The following is a 21,632-nucleotide window of genomic DNA, read 5'->3' on the forward strand; positions in this document are numbered from 1 at the left end:
CCGACGGCGACCCAGCCGACGGGTCCCGCACCGACCCACCCGACGGGAACTTCCCCCACCCAGGCCGCGCTACCCGTACAGACCCGCCCGGCAGGACCCTCCACACGCGGGCCAGCGACCCCTTCCCCGAGCCCGACGGCAACCTCATCCCCGGCCCGGACATCGGCGACCCCCGCGGCCCAGCCGGCGCCCCCTGCACAGACCCACCCGACGGGAACTTCCCCCACCCAGGCCACGCTTCCCGTACAGACCCGCCCAGCAGTGCCCTCCACAACCGGACCAGCAGCCTCGACCCCGAGCCCGACGTCGACCCCGTCCCCGAACCCGACGGCGGCGTCCGCCCCGGCCCACCCGACTTCCCCCACCCAGGCCGCGGTTCCGGTTCCCGTTCCCGTTCAGACCCGCCCGGCAGGACCCCCTCGGACGGCGGCTTCCTCTCCGGCCCGGTCGACAACCCCTGCGCCGACACAGCCCACGCTTCCCGTACAGACCCGCCCGGCAGCACCTGCCGTAACGAGACAAGCGGCCCCGTCCCCGAACCCGACACCGATCCCGCAGGCAGCGACCGCCCCCGCCCCACCGACGACTCCTGCGCAGAGCCTCCCGGCGGGGACCTCCCCCACCCGGGCCGCGCTTCCCGTGCAGACCCGCCTCGCAGGTCCCGCCCTCACCAAACCGGCCACCCCCGCTCCCTCACCCCAGGCCCTCCCGCCCACCCACCAGGCCGTACCCCGACAGCAGCCCCGTACGACCGGCGGCGCCCCCATGCCCGGGAGCGCGGCGCCCGTCCAGCGAGCCGTGGCGCGCCCGGACGCCGCCCCTCTGCGCCGCACCGGCCTGGGTGCCCCCGTCACGCACCCGCTCACCACCCAGCGAGCGAAGTCACCCGGCACCCCCGCCTCCACCCCCGCGCCCCGCCCCCGCCCTCATCTCGGCGCCCCCCTCACCCACACGCCCCCCGTCCAGCGGCGCCCGACCACCGCCACTCCACCGCCGGTTCAGCAGTCCCCCACGCTCCCCGCTCCCTCCGTCCCCCTCCCGGTACGCCCCACCCCGGGGACACCGCCCATCCCGGTCGTCGTCCACCCGCGCCCGACGACCGCACCCCCACCTCCCCCCACCGTCCAACGAGCCCCGGCCTCCCGCCCCACACCACCTCCGCCCCCAGCGCCACCCGCACCCCCACCCCCACCCGCACCGCCCACCGGCAACAGCGACAAGAAGACGCCCTCCGCTCCCGCCCCCGCCTTCGACCCCCGCTCCCTCACCGACTTCCAACTCGACGAACTCACCCACCGCCTCACCGGCCGCATCACCCGGCTCCTGCGCACCGAACTCCGCCTCGACCGCGAACGCATCGGCAGACTCCGCGACCCCCGCACCTGACCAGGACCGACAAGCCGCACCCCCGAGAAAGGCCAGACCCCTCGATGTCCCGCGATCTCGACCCGGGCTCCACCATCTTCTTCACCCTGACCATCGACGGCGAGAGCCTCGGGTACTTCAACGGGTGCGAGGGACTGTCCTCCCAGGTGGAGATCGAGCACCGCCAGGAGGGCGGGAACAACGGCTTCGTCTGGCAGCTCCCGTCCCGCGTCACCTTCTCCAACATCCGGCTGACCCGCCCCCTCACCCCGGACACCGCCAAGGTGGCCAAGTGGATCTCCTCGGTGACCACCGGAGTGACCCGCCCCACCGCCCAGATCGCGGCACTGCGCGCGGACGGCTCGGAGGTCGCCCGGTGGGGGCTGATCGACGTGCTGCCGGTGAGCTGGCAGGGCCCCTCCCTGGACCCCGCGAACCCGGGCGTCGCCACGGAGGTCCTGGAGATCACCCACCACGGGTTCACGGACTAGGCGGGGAGAGGCAGAAGCACATGGCCAAGGGAAGCAGGGGCGGCGCCGGCAAGAGCCTGGTCCGCGCGACGCTCGCGATCCACGAACCGCCGGTCGGGACGAGCACCACCCCGGGCGGGCTGATCAGGTCCTTCGGGTTCGACTTCAACCCCGCGCAGTTGCAGCTCGGCCGCCGCGCCCAGTGGAAGGTGACCCCGACCGCCGCCGTCCGCGACGGCTCGAAGCCGGAGTTCATGGGCCCGGAGCCGCGCGAGATGACCGTCGAGGTCTTCCTCGACACCTCCGACGAGCCGGGCAGCAACTCCGTGCTGAAGAAGGTGGAGTCGCTCCTGGAGTGCTGCGAGGTCACCTCGAAGTCCATCGCCGCCGAGCAGCCGTCCCCGCCCTGGGTGGTCTTCCAGTGGGGCTCGTTCTCCACGGCCCGCTTCACGGCGTACGTGAGCAGCGTGGACGTGTCGTACTCCCTGTTCGGCACGACCGGCGTGCCGATCCGCGCGACCTGTCAGATCCGGCTGCACGAGATCCCCAGCAAGACGCAGGGCCAGAACCCGACGTCCGGCGCGCTGACCGCGCAGCGGGTGCACCGGGTCGTGGCGGGGGACTCGCTCCAGTCGCTGGCCTGGCGCGAGTACGGCGACACGGCGGCCTGGCGGGCGATCGCCGAGGCGAACGGCATCGACGACCCCACCCGCCTGCCCACCGGCATCGAACTGGTCCTGCCGGCCGCCGGGGAGGTGGGGCACTGATGGTGCAGTCCGCGTTCTCCAGCATCATCAAGGTCACCCTCGGCGGGCGGCCGCTGCCCGCCGACTTCGCCCCGCTGCTGGTGGAGGGCTGGGTGGACCAGGGGCTCGGGGTGCCCGCCGCGTTCCGGCTGACCTTCCGCGACCCCTACCGGCTGGTCCTCGGCAAGCTGGGCGTGAAGTTCGGGACCCCGGTGGTCCTCACCCCGATCGCGGACGGCAAGGGCGGCGGCGACCCGCTGCTCACCGGCGAGGTCTGCGGACTGGAGGCCGACTACGACGGCACCGGATCCTTCACCGTCATCCGGGGCTACGACCACGGCCACCGGCTGATGCGGCAGCGCCGGGTCGCCGCGTACCGCAACCAGAGCGCCTCCGACATCGCCCGCAAGCTGGCCGCGCAGGCCGGCGTCCCCGTCGGGAAGATCCAGTCCACCAGGACCGTCTACGAGTTCATCAGCCAGGCCAATGTCACCGACTGGGACTTCCTCGCCCGGCTCGCCGACGAGAACGAGATGGTCATGTCGGTCGACTCGAAGGGGAAGTTCCAGTTCGTCAGGCCGGATCCGGCCTCCGGGGCGCCGCCGACCTCGACGCCCGGCGAGAAGAGCCCGTTCGTCCTCGAAGCCGGTACCGACATCCTGCGGCTGCGGACCGCCGTCACCTCCGCCGAGCAGGTCGCCACGGTCGAGGCGCGCGGCTGGGACGTGACGACGAAGAAGAAGCTCACCGCCACCGCGCCCGCCACCACCAACCCCGGCATCAGCATCGGCACGACCCCCGGCGAGGCCGCCGCCAAGTTCAAGCCGGCCAAGCTGGTCGACGCGCAGACGCCGTACGACCGGCAGTCGGAGGTGAAGTTCGCGGCGGAGGCCCTGGCCGACGATGTCACCGGCTCCTTCGCCGAGCTGGAGGTCATCGCGCGCGGCACCCCGAAGCTCCGACCGGGTCTGCCGGTCACCCTCGCCGACGTCGGCGCGCCCTTCGAGGGCAAGTACACCGCCACCTCCGTCCGGCACGTCTTCGGCGACGGCAAGCACTACGAGGCGTGGGTGACGGTCAGCGGCCGGCAGTGGCGGTCCCTGTACGGGCTCGCCTCCGGCGGCGGGGGCGCGACGAACGGCCTCCGTCTCCCCGGCACCACCAACGCCCTGGTCACCGACGTCCAGGACCCGCTCAAGCAGGGCCGGGTGAAGCTCCAGTTCCCGTGGCTGGACGACACGTACATCTCCGACTGGACGCGGGTCGTGCAGTGGGGCGGCAAGGACGGCGGGTCGGTCTTCCCGCTGGACGTCGGCGACGAGGTGCTGGTCGCCTTCGACCGGGGCGCCCTCGACCACCCGTACGTCATCGGCGGCCTCTACAACGGCAAGGACCGGCCGACGCCGGTCAAGGACGTGCCCCTGCACGACGGCGCCCGCCGCCGCGCCGCCCGGCACACCCTCTCCGACCGCGACGGCAACCGGGTCGACCTGCTCAGCCAGAAGACCGGCGGCCGCAAGCAAGGAGTGCGGGTGACGTCCGGCGACGACCGGCTCGTCATCAACCTGGACCGCACGAAGACCGAGATCACCATCGACAGCAAGGGCACGGTCAGCATCACGGGCAGCCGCTCGGTGTCCATCGAGGCGGGCACCGACCTCACCCTCAGCGCGCGGCGCAAGCTCACCATCAAGAGCGGCGGACTGCTCGACATCCGCGGCACCGGCATGGTCAACCTCAAGTCGCTGACCAGCGTCGTCGCCGTGGACGCGATGGGGATGCTGAACCTCAAGGCGGGCGGCGCCGCCACGATCAGCGCGGGCGCCAGTGTCCAGGTGAACGCGACCGCCAACGTGGGCATCCGCGCCGCCACCCTCATGCTCCAGGGCGCCGTCCTCGTCAACGCCAAGCCGTACCCGCTGCCGTGACGCACGACAGAGAGGTGGCCCTCTGATGGCCGAGCAATTCGTCGGATCCGGCTGGGCGTTCCCCCTGCGCATCGGCCCCACCGGAGGCATCGCCCTGGTCAGCGGCGAGCGCGAGATCGAGGAGGCGATCCGGCTGATCCTCGCCACCGCGCCGGGCGAGCGCCCCATGCGCCCGGAGTACGGCTGCGCCATCCACGACCTGGTCTTCGCCCCGGTCAACGAGGCCACCGCCGGCCGTATCCAGCACGAGGTGTACGTCAGCCTCGACCGCTGGGAGCCGCGCATCGAGGTCAACGACGTCGAGGTCACGGCCGGCGCCGAGCAGGGCGTGCTGTTCATCGACGTCCGCTACTCCATCCGCGGCACGAACAACCCGCGCAGTCTCGTCTTCCCCTTCTACGTCATCCCGTCCCACGACGAGCCGGACTCCCCGGGCGCCACGGGTACGGCTTCCGAAAGCGACCGCTGATGGCCCTGCCCTCCCCCAATCTGGACGATCGCCGCTTCCAGCAGTTCGTCGACGACGCCAAGCGCTACATCCAGCAGCGCGCCCCGGAGTGGACCGACCACAACGTCTCCGACCCGGGTGTGACGCTCGTCGAGACGGTCGCGCACATGGCGGACCAGATCGTCTACCGCCTCAACCGCGTCCCGGAGAAGAACCACCTGGCCTTCCTGGACCTGGTCGGCATCCGGCTCTTCCCGCCGTCCGCGGCCCGTACCGACGTCACGTTCTGGCTGTCGGCGCCGCAGGACGAGCCGGTGCCGCTGCCGGCCGGCACCGAGGTGGCCACCGTCCGCACCGAGAGCGAGGAGGCGGTGGTCTTCGCGACGGAACGCGAACTCACCGTCGTACCGTGCCGGTTGTCGCACCTGGTGGTGCAGCACCAGGGCGAGCCGGTCGCCGACCGCAGCACCGACCTCGCCGAGGGCAAGGACCTGCTCTGCTTCGCCGAGTCCCCGCGGCCCGGCGACTGCATGCTGCTCGGCCTGTCCTCCGCCGTCCCGCACTGCGCCGTCGCCCTGGAACTGGACAGCCGGGTGGACGGCGTCGGCGTCGACCCCCGCCAGCCGCCGCTGGTCTGGGAGGCGTGGACGGAGGACGGCTGGCAGCCCTGCGAGATCGACCGCGACGGCACCGGCGGCCTCAACCGCCCCGGCGAGGTCGTCCTGCACATCCCCGGCGGCCATGTCCTGTCCCGCTCCGGCGGCCAGGAGGCCGGCTGGCTGCGCTGCCGGGTCACCGAGCCGCTCCCCGGCCAGCCCTTCTACACCACCTCCCCCACCGTCCGCTCCGCCGAGGCCTTCACGGTCGGCGGCACGGCCCCCGCCGTGCACGCGGAGACGGTGTACGACGAGGCGCTCGGCGAGTCGAGCGGGCTGCCCGGCCAGCATCTGCGCCTCGCCCACGCCCCGGTCGTCGGCGACGACCCGCCGCTGCTGCTCCAGACCGCCGAGCACGAGGGCTGGGTCGACTGGCAGGTCGTCCCGCACTTCGCCGCCTCCGGACCCGACGACCGCCATCTCACCCTCGACGCGGCCACCGGCGAGATCGCCTTCGGCCCGTCCGTCCGCGAACCCGACGGCCGGCTGCGCCAGTACGGCGCGGTGGCCCCCAAGGGCGCGGTCGTCCGCGCCCGCCGCTACCGCACCGGCGGTGGCCGCTCCGGGAACGTGGCCCGGGGCGCCGTCCAGGTGCTGCGCACCTCCGTGCCGTACGTCTCCGAGGTCGTCAACCGCGAGGCCGCGCGCGGCGGGGTGGACGGCGAGACGGTCGAGGAGGCGAAGCTGCGGGCGCCGATCACCCTGCGCGCCCAGGAGCGGGCCGTGACCCTGCGCGACTACGAGGAGCTGGCCCGCCGCGCGGCCCCCGAGACCGCCCGGATCACCTGTCTGGAGGGCGAGGAGGGCGAGCACGGGGCGTACGCGGTCCGGGTACTGGTGGTGCCGCAGGCCGTGCCGGACCCCGGCGGCCGACTGCGCTTCGAGCAACTCGTCCCCGGCGACGCCCTGTTGGACCGCATCACTCGTCACCTCGACCAACGCCGCCTGATCGGCACGCGGCTGGCGGTCGGCCCGCCGTACTACCAGGGCGTCACGGTCGTCGCGACGGTCCACGCGTTCCGCGGCGTCGACACCGACCGCGTCCGCCGCCAGGCCCACGACGCCCTCTACCGCCACCTCGACCCGCTGACCGGCGGCGCGGACGGCAAGGGCTGGCCGTTCGGCCGCCCGGTGCAGTCCGGCGAGGTCTTCGCCGTCCTCCAGCGCGTCCCGGGCGTGGAGCTGGTCGACCAGGTCATCCTGCACCCCGCCGACCCGCTGACGGGCAAGCGCGGCGAGGCAACCGACCGTATCGACCTGTCCGCCCCGGCCCTGGTCTTCTCCTACGACCACCGGGTCCGTGTGATCGGGGACGGCGCGTGAGGGGCTCGGTCGACGGGCTCGGCTCCTCCGCCCCGATCGGCGCGATGCTCCCGGCCGTCTTCGCCGACGACGACCTGGCGCAGCGCTTCGTCGCCGGTCTGGACGAGGTCGTCGCGCCGATCCTCAACGTCCTCGACTGTCTGCCCGCCTACTTCGACCCGGCCCTCGCCCCGGTCGACTTCGCCCAGTGGCTGGCGGGCTGGGTGGGAGCGGAGACCGACGGCACGGAACCGGAGCCGAGGCTGCGGGCCGCGGTGGCGGCGGCCGCCTATCTGCACCGGGTCCGCGGCACCCGGCGGGGTCTCGCGGAGGCGATCCGGCTGGCCTTCGGCGTGGAGCCGGAGATCTCCGAGAGCGGCGGCTCGGCGTGGAACGCGCGCCCGCTCGGCCCGTTCCCCGGCGACCACCGCCCCCACCTCCACGTCACGCTGCGCCTGCCCGACCCCGGCCCGACGGACGAACACCGCCTGGACGCCCTGGTGGCCGCCGCCCGCCCCGCCCACATGCCCTACTCGGTCAAGGTGACCGCAGCCGAAAGGACCCCGGAGAGATGACCACCCAGAACTGCGCCGACTGCGGCACCCGGGCGGAACCCGGCCAGTCCTTCTGCGACGCCTGCGGTGCCGTCCTGAGCTGGACGGACCGGGCATCGGTACGGGCCGGGGCGGGGGCGTCCTCGTCGGGGGCGTCCTCGTCGGGGGCGTCGGCGGGAACGACGCCGGGAGCGACGCCGGGAACGCCTGGCTCCGGCTCCGGCTCCGGGTCCGGGTCCGGCTCCGGGTCCGGCTCCGGGTCCGGCTCCGGGTCCGGGTCCGGGTCCGGGTCCGGGTCCGGGTCCGGCTCCGGGTCCGGCTCCGGGTCCGGGTCCGGGTCCGGGTCCGGGGACGACGTACGACGGCCGGAAGCCGATGCGGCGGCCGCCGCGACCCGGCCGGGTTCCGACACCCCGTCACCGTCATCGTCACCGACGCCGACGCCGCGCCCCACGCCGGACACCACCGCCTCCGCCTCCGCATCCGCCTCGGTCTCCGCCGACGACGATCACACCCCGGACGACGAGGACACCGCGGAGAACCCCCTCCCGGCGCTCCCCCCGACCACGGCCGACGACCCCGAGACCGCGGCGACGACGCCCACCCCCGCCCTCGGCGACACGATGGCGGCCCGGGCGCGCTCCCTCCTCGTCCCCGTCGACGAACCGGAGACGCCCGCGCCCGCCGCGCCGCCCACCGTGGCCCCGGTGCTGCCGGGCCGTCCGGTGGCCGACCGGCCCCAGGTCCGGGTGCCCGTCCCCGAGCGGGCCGACGCGAACGGCGTCGCGTGCCCCTGGTGCCACACGCCCAACCAGCCCGACCGGCACTTCTGCACGCGCTGCGCGATGCCCATGACCGTGGAGGACCGCTCCCCGCAGCGCCTCCCGTGGTGGCGTCGCGTGCTGAACCGCGACGGTCAGGCCCACTGGGCCGGCGACCGCCCCCGGCTGCGCCGCACCTTCGACCGCATCCTGACCTGGGTGGTGTGGGCGCTCGTGCTCACCCTGCTGGTCTGGGTCGGGATGAACGCCTCGGGATGGGTGCAGGCCACCCGCGACCACTTCGCCAAGCGTGCGCCGGTGGCCCCGGACGCGTACGCGGCCTCCCGCTCCTACCCCGGCCACAAGCCGGACCTGGCGTTCGACAAGTACACCAACACCTGGTGGGGTCCGGGTGTCTCGGAGTCGGGCGAGGGCGAGTGGATCGAGGCCCGCTTCGACGAGCCGACCCGCCTGCTGGACGTGATCATCACGTCCGGTACGTCGTCCAAGGCCGACCAGCTGAACCAGTCGGCCCTCCCGCACCGCGTCAAGGCGACGATCACGACGAAGGACGGCAAAACCACGACCCGCGACCTCGTGCTCGACCAGAGCGCGGGCGGCCAGCGCCGCGCCTTCCGGGTCGGCGAGGTCACCAAGGTCCGCTTCACGATCGAGTCGTCGTACGGCGCCTCGGGGAGCAAGCAGGTGGCGATCGCGGAGATCGAGTTCTTCGGCCGGTCGAGCGCGAACGCGTCCTGACGAGACACGGCCCCGGCACGGCCGCGGACGAGGCTCCCCCTCCGTCCGCGGCCGCGGACGGGCGGGGCGGCGGGGCGGTTTCGAGGTCGTCACCGAACTGCCGCCGCGACAGGCGGGCACAACGAAACGAGTCCCACCCCGCCTGAGCGGGATAGGACTCGATACAAGAGCGCCGGGCAGGCCTTGCACCTGCATCTCCCCGCAGGAAGCGGGGCGTCTTTCCTTGGACCACCAACGCAGAACCTGTTCACCGTTGTACTGCGGCGACCGGCTCAAGATCAATCATAGCGTATGACCGGGGTCCTCCGCACCACGCGTGTGTCGGTGCGCCGACGGGCCGTCGAACACGTCCGGGCGACCTCGGGCCACGTCAGGCGACGTCGTCGACCTTCAGCTCCGGCCCGACGACCAGCGTGACGACGCCCGCGGCGGCCGAGGCGTCCGCCGTGGCCTTGGTGCCGGGCAGCCGGGAGGCGATGGCCGCCGCCTGCTGCTCCAGACCCGCCGGGGCGGTGACGGTCGTCTTCGACACCGTGGCGGGCGCGTTGCCCGTGCTGGTGACGGTGTAGCCGGCCAGCCGCAGCTTCTCCGCGACGGCGGCGGCGCGGCCGCCGATGCCGGTGCCGTTGAGGACCTGGACCTTCACCTGGGAGGCGTACAGCAGGTCCTTGACGTCCGCCTTCAGCTGCTCCTTGGTCGTCTCCTTGTCCGTGGCCAGCGCGGTGAACAGGTCGGCGGCCTGCGGGTACTGCCAGACGACGTTGGCCTTGTCGGACGGTACGTCGGCCTCGCGCGGGTAGTTGGGCACGGTGAGGAAGGCCAGGCGGTCGCTCGGGATGCCCTTCAGCTCGTTGGCGAGACCGTACAGCGGCTTGATGCCGGCCAGGTCGGGGTCGGCGGTGAGGGACTTGGTCGCGGACTGCATGAAGCCGTACAGCGAGTCCGGGCTGGTGAGCTTCTTCTGGGCCTTCTCGGCCAGGGCGTTCATGAACTCCTGCTGACGGCCGATGCGGCCGATGTCGGAGTTGTCGCCCACGCCGTAGCGGACGCGCACATAGCCGAGGGCCGTCTCGCCGTCGACGGTCTGGCAGCCGGCCTTCATGTCCAGGCGGGCCTTGTCCGACTTGATGGGCTGCTCGGGGCAGACCTCGATGCCGTCCAGGGCGTCGACCATGCCCTTGAAGCCGGAGAAGTCGATCGACATGAAGTGGTCGATGCGCAGGCCGGTGTGGGCCTCGACGGTCTTGATGCTGCACGCGGCGGCCTCGGCGACCTCGCCGCTGGTGCCGCCTATCGCGAAGGCCTCGTTGATCTTGCCCTTGTGCGGGGAGGACGTCTTGCCGCCGCCCATCTGGCAGGCGGGTATCTGCACGTACGAGTCGCGCGGGAACGACACGACCGCGGCCCATTTCCGGTCTGCCGGGATGTGCAGCACCATCAGCGTGTCCGACTGCATGGTGGTCAGGTCCTTGCCGTACTTGGCGTTGGCGCCGTCGCGGCTGTCAGAACCGACCAGCATGATGTTCTTCGAGCCCGGGCTGAGGTTCTCGGGCCGGTCGCCGCCGATCTTGTCGTCCACGTCGGCGGAGTTGATGTTGTTGTTGAGGTCCTGGTAGATCCAGGCGCCGACGCCGCCGATGCCGAGGACGACCACGGCGGTCACCCCCGCGCCCCAGGCGAGGATCCGTCCCCGCCGCGTCAGCCGGGTGCCGCCGCCGCTCCGGCCCGGCCCCCGACCCGCGCTCCGGCCACTGGTCGGGCCCGCCGGAGTACGTCCCCGCCTTCTCGTTCCGCTCACCGGCGCTCGCTCCTCCGCATCGGCCGTTCCACCCCGTACACCGTGCTCGGATCGTCGGCGTTGGTCACCGCCGAACGTCGGAACCCTACACGCAAGGTGGAATACGTCCCGAGAGCACAGACGACTCAGGAGACTCACGGAACCTCAGAAGGGTTGCCCTGGGTGGGAGTTCGACGCGGCGGGCACCGGGCCCACGCACACGAGTCCGCCCCGGACCGCGGAAACCGGCCCGGGGCGGCGTGAGCTGCTGCTCGGGTACTGCTGGGCCCCTACGGGGCGTTGATCAGGTCGTACGGCGGGACCGTCACCGTGCGGGCGCCCGGCGTACCGCCGATGACGACCTTGCGCAGAGAGACGTTGTTCTTGAGGTTGGTCTCCTTCAGGCGCTTGGCCGGGTTGGCGATGACCTTGATGTAGTACGTGCCGTTCGGCAGGTCGGTGATGTCGAAGGACTGGCCGGGACGGTACTGGGTGTACGTGTCGCCGGAGCCGACGTCGAGGACCTCACGCACCGAGATGGAGTTCTGCTCGCCGCAGGCGGTCGACAGGTCGGTGTTGTAGGGGTGCCAGTTGGCGTTCTTCACCGTGTAGTCGACCGCGTCGGTGTTGGCCAGGCAGAACGCCTCCTTGCCGCTCTTGACGATCTCCTTCTTGTCGGCGGCGAGCAGGTGGTAGCTGGCGAAGTCCGTGAAGTGCCAGTGCTCGTGGCCGATGCGCGGGTCCCACTCCATGGTGCCGGTGGGGGTGTAGCCGATCTGCTTGCCGTTCGCGTCGTAGAAGTACTGGTACGCGTCCATCAGGTCGGCGCCCGGCTTGCGGAAGCCGTCCACGACGAGCGGGGCGGGGCCGGCGTTCCACACGTTGGCGCTGAAGGCGAGGTAGTCCTTGCCGGGCGCGTCGCCGTCCTCGCCGTCGGTGACCGTGATGTCCCAGGCCGGGAGCGAGCGCAGGTCCGGCTTGGGCGCGTTGGCCGGGACGGACGCCCGGCCGGTGGGCCGCTTGGCGTTGGCCTTCAGCGCGGGCGCGACACGGGAGCCGTCGGTGTGGCCGGCGCCGTCGCCCAGGTGGTGGGCGAGACCGCGGTCCTCGAGGGCGTGGGAGAGGGCACCGGGGGTGGGAGCGTCGGCGCCGCGGGGACCGTAGTGGTGACCGCTGTCGTGGCCGCCGGCAGCAGCGCCGCCGTGACCGCCGCCGTGGGCACCGCCGTGGGCCATGGAGGAGGGCTGTCCGGTGGTGAGGCCGACGCCGCCGCCCTCCCCGCCGTCGCTGATCTGCCGGACCGTCACCTTGATGGTGGGCCGGGTGTCAGGGATGCCGAACAGGTCGCGGTACTTCTTCGCCACCGACACCTTGGCCGTGTACTCGCCGGCCGGCAGGTCGATCGGCTTGTCGGAGTCGACAGCGGTGGTGTTGGCCGCCCAGCCCTTCTCGACGCCCCAGACGGAGCCGAGCGTGAAGGGGTTGGTGGGGCAGCTCTGCGGATAGTGCGAGGTGGCCGGGGCGTCCGGCCGGAGCCGGCCGGAGGCGTTGTTCGGGCAGAAGGTGCCCGTGGTCTTCTGCACCTCCCTGCCCGACGCGTCCTTGATGGACACCTCCAGGAAGCCCGGCAGCCCGGAGAAGTCCTTGACGGTCCCGGCGGGCAGGGTCTTGGTCGTGGTCCGCGTGCCGTTGCGCAGGATCTGCTGCGCGACGACGGGGTCCTTGTACGACTTGCGCGTCACCTTGAGCTCGAAGGGCGCCTTGTCGACGGTGACGTACGTGCCGAGGTCGAGGTAGACCCCGGATTCCCCCTCCCACCGGTCGACGGTCACGGCCTTGGAGGCGGCCACGAGCTTGAGCACCGGCGTCCCCGGCGTGCTCGCCGGCGCCGCACCGGCGCCGGGGGCGGCCCCTGCGACGGCGACGACGGTGAGCGCGGCCCCCGCGGCGAACGCCCCGCGCTTGAATCCCTTGCGGTGTTGCAGTCTGGTCATCGGTTCCTCGTCTGCGAGTGCCATGGTCAGTGGCATCGGACTGGACAGCCCACCCGGCCACCACACGGACGCACCCCACGCGCCCCGGCCGGAGATGTGAGCACCCTGTGAGAGGGGTAAAGGGCTTACGGGGGTTGCCTGTTGAACGAGAAACCCACCGAAAGAGCGAAAGAGCGTCAGAGGCCGTACCGGCCCAGCCGTAGTCGCGGAAGCCGTACAGGTCGGGGTAGGTCGACGAGACGTGGTTCCAGACCCCTCTCGTACGGGGTTGCCACCCGTTCGACGCCCGGCTGCTTCGCCCCGCGTCCCCGGAACGGGTGGTTCGGGGGCGAGTCCGGCGTGCGGGCGGCGGACGTGCCGTCATCATGAGCCGGTGTATCAACCGGTGGCCTCTTCCTCCTCTCGCTCCCCCCGCGCGCTGCTGACCCTGTTCCTCGTCGCCCTCGTCCTGCTCGCGGGGCCCGCCTGTGTCCCCGGCGGGGAGCGGGCGGCGGGCGTGCCCGACGCGAAGCCGTCCGGTGGGCCGACGCCGGGTCCCTTCGGGGCTTACCTCGGATACGGCTCCGAGGGGGTGCGGCGGATCTCGGGGCTCGACGGCTGGCTGGGACCGGCCACGCCCCGGGTCGCGCACGCCTACCTTCCGGGGGACCACTGGTACAACATCGCGGGGGCGCCCAGCGATCTCGAACACTGGGCGCGGTGGCGCAAGGCCCGCGCCGACCGGCTGTTCGTGCTCAACGTGCCGATGCTGGAGCGCGCGGAGGCGCATCTGCCCGACTCCTTCGTACGGCGGGAACTGCACCGGGGCGCGGACGGGGCGTACGACGGACACTTCCGCAAGCTCGCCCGGCGGCTCGTCTCGCTCGGGGTGCCGGACACCGTGCTCGTCATCGGCTGGGAGATGAACGGGATCACCTACACGCACCGGTGCGGGCCCGATCCGCAGGCCTGGAAGGCGTACTGGGTGCGGATCGTGACCGCCATGCGGTCCGTGGACGGGCAGCGGTTCCGGTTCGAGTTCGCGCCCAACCGGGGGATCGACGCCGTCCCGTGGCCCAGGTGCTACCCGGGTGACCGCTATGTCGACGTCATCGGCATGGACGCCTACGACCAGCCGCACGGCATGTCCTTCGCCGAGCAGCGCGACGAGCCGTACGGCCTCGCCGAGCACGTGAAGTTCGCACGGGCGCACGGCAAGCAGATCGCGTATCCCGAGTGGGGCCTGTTCCGCAACGGCGACAACCCGGCCTATGTGCGCGGCATGCTCACCTGGTTCGCCCGGCACCGGCCGCTGTACCAGACCATCAGCGACTACTGCCCGCACGGCGTGTGGCGCTGCTCCGGGAACCCGAAGTCGTCCGCCGAGTACCACCAGCTGATGACGGGGCCGTTCGACTGAAAACGCGGCGCGTGTCCCGTCGCATGGCCCGGCACACCCCGCCGCCGGTCTGATGATCCCAAGATGCGACGAGTATCTCGAGTGTCCTGCGCCCGTGCCGTCCCGCTGGCCCTTCTGCTGGTGACGCTCGCCGCCGTGCCCTCCGGCGCGGGGGAAGCCGACACGACACGCGCCCCCGCGATGCGCGCCGACACCGTCCGACGCGAGGCGGCACGGGCCGTCCGCGCCCACGAGGCGGCCCGCGCGCGCGTCGACCTGCTTCGCGCGGCCGACGCCCGCCCCACGAAGATCGAGTCCGCCGAACGGCGTCGCAAGGAGATCCGCGCCGGTCTGTGGGACCTGCTGTGGGCGGCGGGGCGCGAATCCGGTGATCCGGTCGCCGTGGATCCGTCGGGGCGGACCGGGCACTGTCCTCTCCGGGGGGACGGCGACAAGGAAAAGGCGAAGACGAAGGCAACGGCAGAAGTGCGCGGCGCCGCGTCCAACAGCACCGCCGATGCCACACCCGACAGCCCCGCCGACGCCGCCCTCCGTCCCTGGACCGCCCCCACCCGCGACTACTGGCTCTCCGCCGGATACGCCGCCTCGGGCACCCGCTGGGCCCACCGGCACACCGGCCAGGACTTCGCCGTGAACACCGGCACCCCCGTGTACGCCGTCGGTCCGGGCACCGTACGCGCCACGACCTGCGGTGACGGGTTCGGCAACCAGGTGGTCGTGCGGCACCCCGACGGCTACTTCACGCAGTACGCCCATCTCTCCCGCATCGACGTCCGCTCCGGCGAGCGCGTCGCGGCGGGCGAGCGGCTCGGGGTGGCCGGCGCCACCGGCAACGTCACCGGCCCGCACCTCCACTTCGAGGTACGGATCACGCCCTACCTCGGGTCCTCCGTGTCGCCCCTGCCATGGCTGCGGCGGAAGGACGTGCGGGTGAGCCCCTAAGGGCCGGCGGGCGAGTGGCTAGGGGCCGGCCGGCGAGGGGTGTGGACGCCGTATTCGCGTGGACACCCTCGCGCGCCGTGAACCATGCTCCCCACCATGATCCGAGCAGCCACCGTCCACGACGTCCCCGAGATCCGCGCCATGATCGGCGAACTCGCCGCCTACCACCGGTCGGCCGAGGAGGCCCGCGCCGGTGAGGAGCAGCTGCGTGAGGCCTTGTTCGGCGCGCATCCCGCCGCGTACGCGCTGATCGCGCAGGACGACGAGACGGCCGAGACCGTCGGGTTCGCCCTGTGGTTCCCGAGCTTCTCCACCTGGACCGGCACCCGTGGTGTGCACCTGGAGGACCTGTTCGTCCGCCCGCAGGCGCGCGGCGGCGGCCACGGCAAGGCGCTGCTCGCCGCCCTGGCCGCGGTCTGCGCCCGCCACGGTTACGAGCGCTTCGAGTGGTGCGTGCTGGAGTGGAACGAGCCGACGATCGCCTTCTACAAGTCGATCGGCGCGCAGATCGTCGACGACTGGCGGGTCTGCCACCTCACCGGGACGCCCCTCGCCGAACTGGCCGCCCAGGCCCCGCAGGTCGGCTAGACAGGCTGGACCGGCTCGCTGATCCGGCTCAGCCGGTCAGCCGTCCGAGCCGTCCGAGCCCCCTGAGCCCTCTGAGTCCTGTGAGCCCTCTGAGCCGACTCCTCCGGGGAATCCGCGCAGGCCCGCCAGCTTGTCCGGGTTGCCCTGGATGCGGATGGCCTGCATCCGGCCGTCCACCAGGTCGAAGGTGAGCGCCCCGGCCGGCTCCCCGTCGAAGTCGTAGAGGATCCCCACCTGGCCGTTGAGGACGGCGGGCCGGAAACGTACGCCGAGCGCGTGCCGCTTGGTGAGGACGCCGAGGATCCAGCGGCCCACGTGGTCGGCGCCGTGCAGGGGGCGGCGGGCGGCGCTGACCTTGCCGCCGCCGTCGGACCAGCAGGTGACGTCGGGGGCCAGGAGTTCCATCAGCGCGTTCAGGTCGCCGCCCTCGCAGGCCGCGATGAAGCGGGAGGTGAGTTCGGCGCGCCGGGAGTCGTCCGCGTCGAAGCGGGGGCGGCGGGCCTGGACGTGGGCGCGGGCGCGGTGCGCGGTCTGGCGGACGGCCGGTTCGGGGCGGTCGAGGATCCCGGCGATCTCCGCGTGCGAGTAGCCGAAGACCTCGCGCAGGACGAACACCGCGCGCTCCAGCGGGGACAGGGTCTCGAGGACCACCAGCATGGCCGTGGACACGGTGTCCGTCATCTCCGTCTCTTCGGCAGGAGCGTCGGGTGCGGTGAGCAGAGGCTCGGGCAGCCAGGGGCCGACGTACTGCTCGCGGGTGGCGCGGGCCGAGGTGAGGCGGTTGAGGGAGAGGTTGGTGACCGTACGGACCAGGTAGGCGCGGGGGTTGCGGACGGCCGTGCGGTCCGCCGCGTTCCAGTTCAGCCAGGCGTCCTGGAGGACGTCCTCGGCGTCGGCGACGCTGCCGAGCATGCGGTAGGCGGTGGCGAACAGCAGCCGGCGGTGTGCCAGATAGGGGTCGGTCTCCGTCATCGTCCCAGTGTCCTTGGCATCCTTGCCGTCCTTGCCGTCCTTGCCGTCCTTGCCGTCCTTGCCGATCATCGTGCCACTCCCAGGGCGGGGCCACCGTTCGCTTCCGGTGACGCGACGCCCATGGGACAAGTGGCCCGGGCGGGACGTGACACACGAGGAATGTGATGCCGGTCACATGTTACGACTGCCCCATCGGCGTCGGAAATCCGTGCGAGGAGTGGGCACGTCACGGGACACTGCGGTGATCACCGCAAGGGAGGTGATCACCGTAAGGGAGGTGATCACCGAAGGGGAGGGCCGGGATGGCCAAGCGGCGTTACGTGGCCCGGGGCGTGCCCGGCGGATACCGGATCTGGGACCACCGTCGCCGCGGCTACTGGGGCGACTTCTACGAGTTGTGTCCGGACGACCTGCTCACCGCGCTGAACGCCGGGGCGGACCAGGCGCGGATCGTCGAGCTGATGCGCCGCTACAAGAAGGCGCGGCGCTGAACCACCCGACGCCGAGCGGCCGGGGCCCGAGTCAGGGCCGGGTCAGGGCAGGTCGGGCCGGTACGCCACCAGCGCCCAGATCACGAAGATGTCCATCGCGATGAGGATGATCGACCAGACCGGGGCGTAGGGCAGGAACAGGAACTGCACGATCACGCTCAGGGAGGCGAGCATGATGCCGCTGTATCGGGCCCACTCGGCCTTCTCCATGAGGAGCCAGGCGCCGGTCGCCGCCGCCACGACGCCCACGCCCAGCAGGATCCAGCCCCACGCGGTGAGGTTGATCTCGTAGACGTACCCGCCGGACAGGGCGTACACGTCGTCCTCGGCGATCGCGGAGATGCCCTGGAAGACGTGCAGGAACCCGTTCACCAGCATCAGCACACCCGCGAAGGTGACCCCGCCGGCGGCCAAGCTGCCGCGTCCGGCCCAGTGCCGGGTCGGGCCGCCGGGGGAGCCGGTGCCCTGGTGGGAGGGGTCCCAGATCGGCGGCTCCTGGGAGGAGTGGGACTGCGACTGACCGCTCATGGCCGTACCCCGTCTCTGTCGTCGGGTGGATCCGAGTCCGTCGGGTGGATCCGGGTCGTCGGGTGGATCCGGGTCGTCGGGTGGAGCTGCCCTTCGACCTTCCGTCCGGGTGAGGGCCACCACCACGGGGACTGGGCCGTCCGGGTGAGCCGGCATGCGGGTGGGGGCGGGCGGGCCTTCACTGGAAGGAGGCCACGGGACCACCAGGAGGCACGCATGCCGCGCACCAAGAACACGCTGCCGCTGACGGTGGCGGCGGCAGTCTGCTGCGCCGCCGTCCTGACCGGCTGCTCGGACGACGACACGCCGTCGTCCGTGTCGTCCGCCGTCAGCAAGGCCGCCTCCGCCGCCGAGTCCCTGGGCCGGGAGGCGGCCACGGCCGCCGCCTCCTCCCTCTCCGCCGAGGCCTCGTCGGCGTTCGCCTCGGCGACGGCGGAGGTGGGGCGGCAGCTGGACGAGATCAAGGGCGGCACGGACGTGAAGTCCGACGTGAAGCTGGGCACGCCGGGCAGCGACGGCGGCCGGGCGACCGTCGACGTCACCGCCACCAACACCGCGGGCTCGACGAAGTCCTTCGCCGTGCAGGTCGACTTCACGGACACCAGCGGCAACTGGCTCGACACGGTCGTCGTCACCGTCTCCGACGTGGCCGCCGGCAAGACCGGCACGTCGACCGCGCGCAGCAACCGCGACCTCTCGGGCGAGGTGAAAACGGAGGTGGCGCGGGCGGTGCGGTACTGACGCCGGTGGCCGGCACCCCGTCCCTGCCGGGCTCGCTCCTCAAGGAGGGCCTGGCCGACCCGCACCGCCTCCCCGAGCACCTGGCCCTGCTCGCCGTACGCCGGCTGGGCCCGGTGGCCCGCCGTACGGCCGGCGCCGAGCCGCCGCCCACCCGGGCCGAGGTGATCCGCCGCGGCCACCGGGCCACGGTCGCCGAGGGCGCGTTCGTCGGCGGCCCGTTCCTGGCGCTCATCCCGGTCGCCTTCTGCGCGGCGCTGCTGCGCCAGTCGCGGATCTGCCTGGAACTGGCTGCGCTCACCGGCCGCGACCCCACCGAACCGGACCGTGCGGCCGAACTGCTGGTCCTGCAAGGGGTGTACGACGATGTCGACGCCGCCCGTGCCGCCCTCGCCGTGCACGCGCCGGCCCCCTCGCACGGGGTGCGCCCGACCGCCCTGTGGACCCTCACCCTGCGCATGGCCCGGCTGCTCGGCCTGCTCGTCCCCGAGGATCCCGCCGGCCGTCCGGGCCGGTGGACGCAGATCGGCCGCTGGCTGCTGCTGGCGGTGGTGATCCTGGTGGGCACGGTCGTCCCGCTGGTCTGGCTGCCGTACATGGCGCGCTCGTACGACCGGGCCACCGGGCAGCTCACCCGGCGCGCGGTGCGTTTCTACTTCCCCGGGGAGTCCGGCGCGGCGGAGGTCCCGGCCGGGCGGCGCCGCCTGGACCCGACCACGCTGGCCGGGGCCGGGCGCGCGGCACTGTCCCTGCTGGTGCCGGCCGTCCTGGCGCTCGGGGTGGTCGTCGCCGACGTCCGGATCGCGAGCAGCCGGTGGCCGGTGCTGGGCATCGTGCTGATCGCGGGGTCGGTGGTGTCGGGGGCGGTGTGGTGGCACCGGCACCGGCACCGGACGGCGGACGTGGAGGCGCCGGAGGGGTGACGGCGGGCGAAGTCGGGGGGCGGTCGGGCAACCCCCTAGGGTGGGCGCGCGTAACAGCCGGTGAAGGACGGGGGACATGAGCGCACGAGACATGAGCGCAGACGACATGAGCGCACACGACACGGTGATACGGCCCGGCAGTTCCGAGAAGGCCCAGGAGCGCCGGCTGCCCGGCTCCCTCCTCTGGGCCCTCGCGTTGCCCGGATCCCTGCTGCTGGCCTCCGCCGTCGCACAGTGGGTGACGGTGCTCGGGGTCGTGCTGGTGCTGGGGATCGTCGGGGCCGGGACCTGGGTGGTCGGCGGGCGATGGCATCGCGCGGGGGCGGCGACGATCGTCGCGTTCGGCGGGTTCGGGCTGACCATGTTCGCGGGGCCGGCGGTGTACGAGACCTACATGACGACCGCGGGGGATCAGGTACCCGCCGTGGTCGTGAGCGTCGTGGACCAGGACGTGCGGCACGGCGCCGACATGGTCTGCACGGTCCGTGAGGTCGGCGGTGAGCGGCGGACGTTCGAGGTGTCGCAGCGGCAGAACTGCTTCGGGCAGGAGGGGGTGGGGAAGGGCGACCGCATCATGATCCGCGAGGATCCGCTCGGCCTTCTCGACCCCTGGCTGCCCCGCGGCGCCGACGACCAGGACACCACGGACATCACCCTCGCCTGCACGGCCGCCCTGATCCTCCTGGTCGCCGGCACCACGCTGTACGGCGGGCTGCGGCGGCGGGCCTAAGTTCTGCCTCTTTGACTTCGCGCTGTGAGTCGGATGCGCCTGCGGCTGGCCAACGGTTCGGCGTAGCTGACTGCCAGCGGGCATCCCCTGGAGGCATCCTCATCATTCCCAGAAGCGCTTCATGACGTCCGAAAACTGATGGAGTATCCAGCGGTTGTATTCGGGATCGTTCCAGTCGGTGCGCTTCTTCGGGTACTGGAACTCCAAGAGGTAGTGGGAACTGAGCTTGCGCAGTTCCTCGCGAGTGAACTTGGCGGTTGGAATGCGCGTGATCCGTTTACCGTGGGCCGCCGCCAGCTCGCTGATCCTGGTGGGAATCACGAACCGTTGCGGTGCGACGAGCAGGACCGTCTCCTTCGCGTAGTCCAGGGCCGTGACGAGGAAGATGTCCGGCCAACGGTCCCAGCCGAGGTCCAGGCCGTACCGGGCGGAGAGGCGGGCGGGCAGCGACTCGGCGTCCTGAAGAACTCCAGGCTTCGGCAACCTGGCGAGGTCGCCTCCCAAACGGTCGTGCACCTGCTCATGGGTCAGCCAGTCGTCCACGAAGGAGATCCGTCCGAACACGTCGTACGAGCACACGTGGACCCGTTCGCCGTATCTGCTTCTCAGTTCCGGTGAGCGGGTCGCTTTACTGAGGAACCATTCACCCACGTAGAGCTGTTCGTCTCCGTAGCCGTTCCCCCAGGCGGCCAGCTCCGAACCCTCACCACCCACCTCACCGGCCTCGTACGTCTCGGACAGCCACAGGACGGGTTCATTGCGGTCCACGACCTGCCTCGTCACGGGGTATCCCTTGCGCACATAGAGCACTCGCTCCAGCGGGTTCGCTGACTGGATCCTGTTCCCATGCGGGACGGCCTGCCGCGACGCGAAGCGCGGCGCGGCAGGCATGGGCTCATGAGGGCGAAGAGGAGCCCTCGCGACGCGTGAGGTGGGTGAGGGTGACGCCGTTGGGGAAGGCGGTGCGTTCGGCGACGTCGAAGACCGTGGGGTCGAAGGCGCCGTCGAAGGCCGGGAGGCCGGTGCCGACGACCACCGGGTAGCTCTTGATCACCAGTTCGTCGATCTCGGGCAGCAGGGCACCGGCCAGCTTGCCGCCGCCGCAGAGCCAGATGTCCAGGGCGTCCTCTTCCTGCTTCAGCTCACGGACGAGCGCGAGCGGGTCGCCGGGTACAACCGTGACCGCCGGGTCGATGTCGGGCTTCAGGGTGCTGGACACCACGTACTGGCGCAGGTGCGCGTACGGGCTGGTGACCCCGGCGTCCAGCCCGGGCCGGTACGCGCCGAGGCCCATGAGGACCGTGTCGAAGTTCCGGTTGGGCAGGTCGGCGACGCCGACGGCGGCGCGCGCGGGCGTCGGGACGGTCTCGGGGTACACCGCGCTGGTCCAGGCGGAGTAGGCGGCGGCCTGCTTCTCGTCGCCCATGGGGAAGAAGTCGTACTCTCCGCCCGGGCCCGCGATGCGGCCGTCGAGCGTGACAGCGATGTAGTACACGAGCTTTCGCAACTGCGACTCCATGCGTAGTACTCTGACTGAAGTGGTCAGAACTTAGTACTACAC

21 protein-coding genes are annotated in these 21,632 nt (G+C 72.2%); 15 read left to right on the forward strand and 6 right to left on the reverse strand.

Going from position 1 to position 21,632, the window contains the following annotated elements:
- Window positions 1-639 precede the first annotated feature (639 nt).
- Genes ACZ6D7_RS14445 through ACZ6D7_RS14480 form a run of 8 tightly spaced genes read left to right on the forward strand, consistent with a single transcriptional unit; the run spans window position 640 to window position 8,989 of the window.
- On the forward strand, window positions 640-1,386 hold the full coding sequence (locus ACZ6D7_RS14445) for an extensin (RefSeq protein ID WP_469489491.1): 747 nt from the start codon (window positions 640-642) through the stop codon (window positions 1,384-1,386).
- Window positions 1,387-1,430: 44 nt separating this feature from the next.
- Complete coding sequence (locus ACZ6D7_RS14450; protein WP_469489495.1) at window positions 1,431-1,856, forward strand: phage tail protein; 426 nt, start codon at window positions 1,431-1,433, stop codon at window positions 1,854-1,856.
- A 20-nt stretch (window positions 1,857-1,876) separates the two neighbouring features.
- Window positions 1,877-2,602 (forward strand): CIS tube protein, encoded by a 726-nt coding sequence (locus tag ACZ6D7_RS14455; protein ID WP_469489499.1) that lies wholly within the window; start codon window positions 1,877-1,879, stop codon window positions 2,600-2,602.
- Window positions 2,602-4,509 carry a VgrG-related protein gene (locus ACZ6D7_RS14460; protein WP_469489502.1) on the forward strand — a complete coding sequence of 636 codons (1,908 nt, stop codon included), beginning with the start codon at window positions 2,602-2,604 and terminating at the stop codon, window positions 4,507-4,509. The genes ACZ6D7_RS14455 and ACZ6D7_RS14460 overlap by 1 nt, the downstream gene beginning before the upstream one ends.
- Before the next feature lie 25 nt (window positions 4,510-4,534).
- Complete coding sequence (locus tag ACZ6D7_RS14465) at window positions 4,535-4,978, forward strand: GPW/gp25 family protein (RefSeq protein WP_469489506.1); 444 nt, start codon at window positions 4,535-4,537, stop codon at window positions 4,976-4,978.
- On the forward strand, window positions 4,978-6,936 hold the full coding sequence (locus tag ACZ6D7_RS14470; protein ID WP_469489509.1) for a putative baseplate assembly protein: 1,959 nt from the start codon (window positions 4,978-4,980) through the stop codon (window positions 6,934-6,936). The genes ACZ6D7_RS14465 and ACZ6D7_RS14470 overlap by 1 nt, the downstream gene beginning before the upstream one ends.
- On the forward strand, window positions 6,933-7,490 hold the full coding sequence (locus tag ACZ6D7_RS14475; RefSeq protein WP_469489513.1) for a phage tail protein: 558 nt from the start codon (window positions 6,933-6,935) through the stop codon (window positions 7,488-7,490). The genes ACZ6D7_RS14470 and ACZ6D7_RS14475 overlap by 4 nt, the downstream gene beginning before the upstream one ends.
- Entirely contained in the window at window positions 7,487-8,989 is a 1,503-nt protein-coding gene (locus tag ACZ6D7_RS14480; RefSeq protein WP_469489517.1) for an NADase-type glycan-binding domain-containing protein, read from the forward strand. Before ACZ6D7_RS14475 ends, ACZ6D7_RS14480 begins: the two co-directional genes overlap by 4 nt.
- Before the next feature lie 370 nt (window positions 8,990-9,359).
- Here ACZ6D7_RS14480 and ACZ6D7_RS14485 read toward each other — a convergent pair whose 3' ends face one another.
- Both ACZ6D7_RS14485 and ACZ6D7_RS14490 read right to left on the reverse strand, forming a co-directional pair.
- Window positions 9,360-10,691: an LCP family protein gene (locus ACZ6D7_RS14485; RefSeq protein WP_469490738.1), complete on the reverse strand. Its 1,332-nt coding sequence runs from the start codon at window positions 10,689-10,691 to the stop codon at window positions 9,360-9,362.
- Window positions 10,692-11,056: 365 nt separating this feature from the next.
- Window positions 11,057-12,784: a lysyl oxidase family protein gene (locus ACZ6D7_RS14490; protein WP_469489520.1), complete on the reverse strand. Its 1,728-nt coding sequence runs from the start codon at window positions 12,782-12,784 to the stop codon at window positions 11,057-11,059.
- A 349-nt stretch (window positions 12,785-13,133) separates the two neighbouring features.
- On the opposite strand from ACZ6D7_RS14490, the gene ACZ6D7_RS14495 reads away from it, so the two are divergent.
- The 3 genes from ACZ6D7_RS14495 to ACZ6D7_RS14505 all read left to right on the forward strand — a co-directional run bounded on the left by ACZ6D7_RS14495 (window position 13,134) and on the right by ACZ6D7_RS14505 (window position 15,689).
- Window positions 13,134-14,159 (forward strand): glycoside hydrolase family 26 protein, encoded by a 1,026-nt coding sequence (locus ACZ6D7_RS14495; RefSeq protein WP_469489523.1) that lies wholly within the window; start codon window positions 13,134-13,136, stop codon window positions 14,157-14,159.
- Window positions 14,160-14,222: 63 nt separating this feature from the next.
- On the forward strand, window positions 14,223-15,101 hold the full coding sequence (locus ACZ6D7_RS14500; RefSeq protein WP_469489527.1) for a M23 family metallopeptidase: 879 nt from the start codon (window positions 14,223-14,225) through the stop codon (window positions 15,099-15,101).
- 96 nt (window positions 15,102-15,197) lie between these two features.
- The gene (locus ACZ6D7_RS14505; RefSeq protein WP_469489532.1) at window positions 15,198-15,689 is read left to right on the forward strand and encodes a GNAT family N-acetyltransferase; all 492 of its coding nucleotides are present in this window, start codon (window positions 15,198-15,200) and stop codon (window positions 15,687-15,689) included.
- 36 nt (window positions 15,690-15,725) lie between these two features.
- On the opposite strand, the gene ACZ6D7_RS14510 is transcribed toward ACZ6D7_RS14505, so the two are convergent.
- Complete coding sequence (locus ACZ6D7_RS14510) at window positions 15,726-16,661, reverse strand: RNA polymerase sigma-70 factor (RefSeq protein ID WP_469490743.1); 936 nt, start codon at window positions 16,659-16,661, stop codon at window positions 15,726-15,728.
- 302 nt (window positions 16,662-16,963) lie between these two features.
- On the opposite strand from ACZ6D7_RS14510, the gene ACZ6D7_RS14515 reads away from it, so the two are divergent.
- Complete coding sequence (locus ACZ6D7_RS14515) at window positions 16,964-17,152, forward strand: hypothetical protein (protein WP_469489537.1); 189 nt, start codon at window positions 16,964-16,966, stop codon at window positions 17,150-17,152.
- Window positions 17,153-17,194: 42 nt separating this feature from the next.
- On the opposite strand, the gene ACZ6D7_RS14520 is transcribed toward ACZ6D7_RS14515, so the two are convergent.
- Window positions 17,195-17,680: a DUF7144 family membrane protein gene (locus tag ACZ6D7_RS14520; protein WP_469489540.1), complete on the reverse strand. Its 486-nt coding sequence runs from the start codon at window positions 17,678-17,680 to the stop codon at window positions 17,195-17,197.
- A gap of 216 nt (window positions 17,681-17,896) precedes the next feature.
- Here ACZ6D7_RS14520 and ACZ6D7_RS14525 point away from each other — a divergent pair, with 216 nt between their 5' ends.
- The 3 genes from ACZ6D7_RS14525 to ACZ6D7_RS14535 all read left to right on the forward strand — a co-directional run bounded on the left by ACZ6D7_RS14525 (window position 17,897) and on the right by ACZ6D7_RS14535 (window position 20,071).
- Window positions 17,897-18,421, forward strand: coding sequence for a hypothetical protein (locus ACZ6D7_RS14525; protein ID WP_469489542.1), 525 nt, complete (start codon window positions 17,897-17,899; stop codon window positions 18,419-18,421).
- 5 nt (window positions 18,422-18,426) lie between these two features.
- Window positions 18,427-19,341 carry a hypothetical protein gene (locus ACZ6D7_RS14530; RefSeq protein WP_469489544.1) on the forward strand — a complete coding sequence of 305 codons (915 nt, stop codon included), beginning with the start codon at window positions 18,427-18,429 and terminating at the stop codon, window positions 19,339-19,341.
- A gap of 76 nt (window positions 19,342-19,417) precedes the next feature.
- A complete protein-coding gene (locus ACZ6D7_RS14535; protein ID WP_469489547.1) occupies window positions 19,418-20,071 on the forward strand; it encodes a hypothetical protein in 654 nt (217 codons plus the stop codon).
- Between the two features lie 102 nt (window positions 20,072-20,173).
- Here ACZ6D7_RS14535 and ACZ6D7_RS14540 read toward each other — a convergent pair whose 3' ends face one another.
- Together ACZ6D7_RS14540 and ACZ6D7_RS14545 are read right to left on the reverse strand one after the other, a co-directional pair.
- Window positions 20,174-20,962, reverse strand: a complete 789-nt coding sequence (locus ACZ6D7_RS14540) for a hypothetical protein (protein ID WP_469489550.1) — start codon at window positions 20,960-20,962, stop codon at window positions 20,174-20,176.
- Window positions 20,963-20,966: 4 nt separating this feature from the next.
- Window positions 20,967-21,578: a dihydrofolate reductase family protein gene (locus ACZ6D7_RS14545; protein WP_469489553.1), complete on the reverse strand. Its 612-nt coding sequence runs from the start codon at window positions 21,576-21,578 to the stop codon at window positions 20,967-20,969.
- Window positions 21,579-21,632 lie beyond the last annotated feature (54 nt).

The sequence above is a fragment of the Streptomyces sp. NPDC041784 genome (genome assembly GCF_055591025.1).

Excerpts from the sequence above, each read along its gene's own strand:
- ACZ6D7_RS14450 (WP_469489495.1), top strand. The coding sequence starts at position 1,431 with ATGTCCCGCGATCTCGACCCGGGCTCCACCATCTTCTTCACCCTGACC.
- ACZ6D7_RS14455 (WP_469489499.1), top strand. The coding sequence starts at position 1,877 with ATGGCCAAGGGAAGCAGGGGCGGCGCCGGCAAGAGCCTGGTCCGCGCG.
- ACZ6D7_RS14460 (WP_469489502.1), top strand. The coding sequence starts at position 2,602 with ATGGTGCAGTCCGCGTTCTCCAGCATCATCAAGGTCACCCTCGGCGGG.
- ACZ6D7_RS14465 (WP_469489506.1), top strand. The coding sequence starts at position 4,535 with ATGGCCGAGCAATTCGTCGGATCCGGCTGGGCGTTCCCCCTGCGCATC.
- ACZ6D7_RS14470 (WP_469489509.1), top strand. The coding sequence starts at position 4,978 with ATGGCCCTGCCCTCCCCCAATCTGGACGATCGCCGCTTCCAGCAGTTC.
- ACZ6D7_RS14480 (WP_469489517.1), top strand. The coding sequence starts at position 7,487 with ATGACCACCCAGAACTGCGCCGACTGCGGCACCCGGGCGGAACCCGGC.
- ACZ6D7_RS14490 (WP_469489520.1), bottom strand. The coding sequence starts at position 12,784 with ATGGCACTCGCAGACGAGGAACCGATGACCAGACTGCAACACCGCAAG.
- ACZ6D7_RS14500 (WP_469489527.1), top strand. The coding sequence starts at position 14,223 with ATGCGACGAGTATCTCGAGTGTCCTGCGCCCGTGCCGTCCCGCTGGCC.
- ACZ6D7_RS14505 (WP_469489532.1), top strand. The coding sequence starts at position 15,198 with ATGATCCGAGCAGCCACCGTCCACGACGTCCCCGAGATCCGCGCCATG.
- ACZ6D7_RS14510 (WP_469490743.1), bottom strand. The coding sequence starts at position 16,661 with ATGACGGAGACCGACCCCTATCTGGCACACCGCCGGCTGCTGTTCGCC.
- ACZ6D7_RS14515 (WP_469489537.1), top strand. The coding sequence starts at position 16,964 with ATGGCCAAGCGGCGTTACGTGGCCCGGGGCGTGCCCGGCGGATACCGG.
- ACZ6D7_RS14520 (WP_469489540.1), bottom strand. The coding sequence starts at position 17,680 with ATGAGCGGTCAGTCGCAGTCCCACTCCTCCCAGGAGCCGCCGATCTGG.
- ACZ6D7_RS14525 (WP_469489542.1), top strand. The coding sequence starts at position 17,897 with ATGCCGCGCACCAAGAACACGCTGCCGCTGACGGTGGCGGCGGCAGTC.
- ACZ6D7_RS14535 (WP_469489547.1), top strand. The coding sequence starts at position 19,418 with ATGAGCGCACGAGACATGAGCGCAGACGACATGAGCGCACACGACACG.
- ACZ6D7_RS14540 (WP_469489550.1), bottom strand. The coding sequence starts at position 20,962 with ATGCCTGCCGCGCCGCGCTTCGCGTCGCGGCAGGCCGTCCCGCATGGG.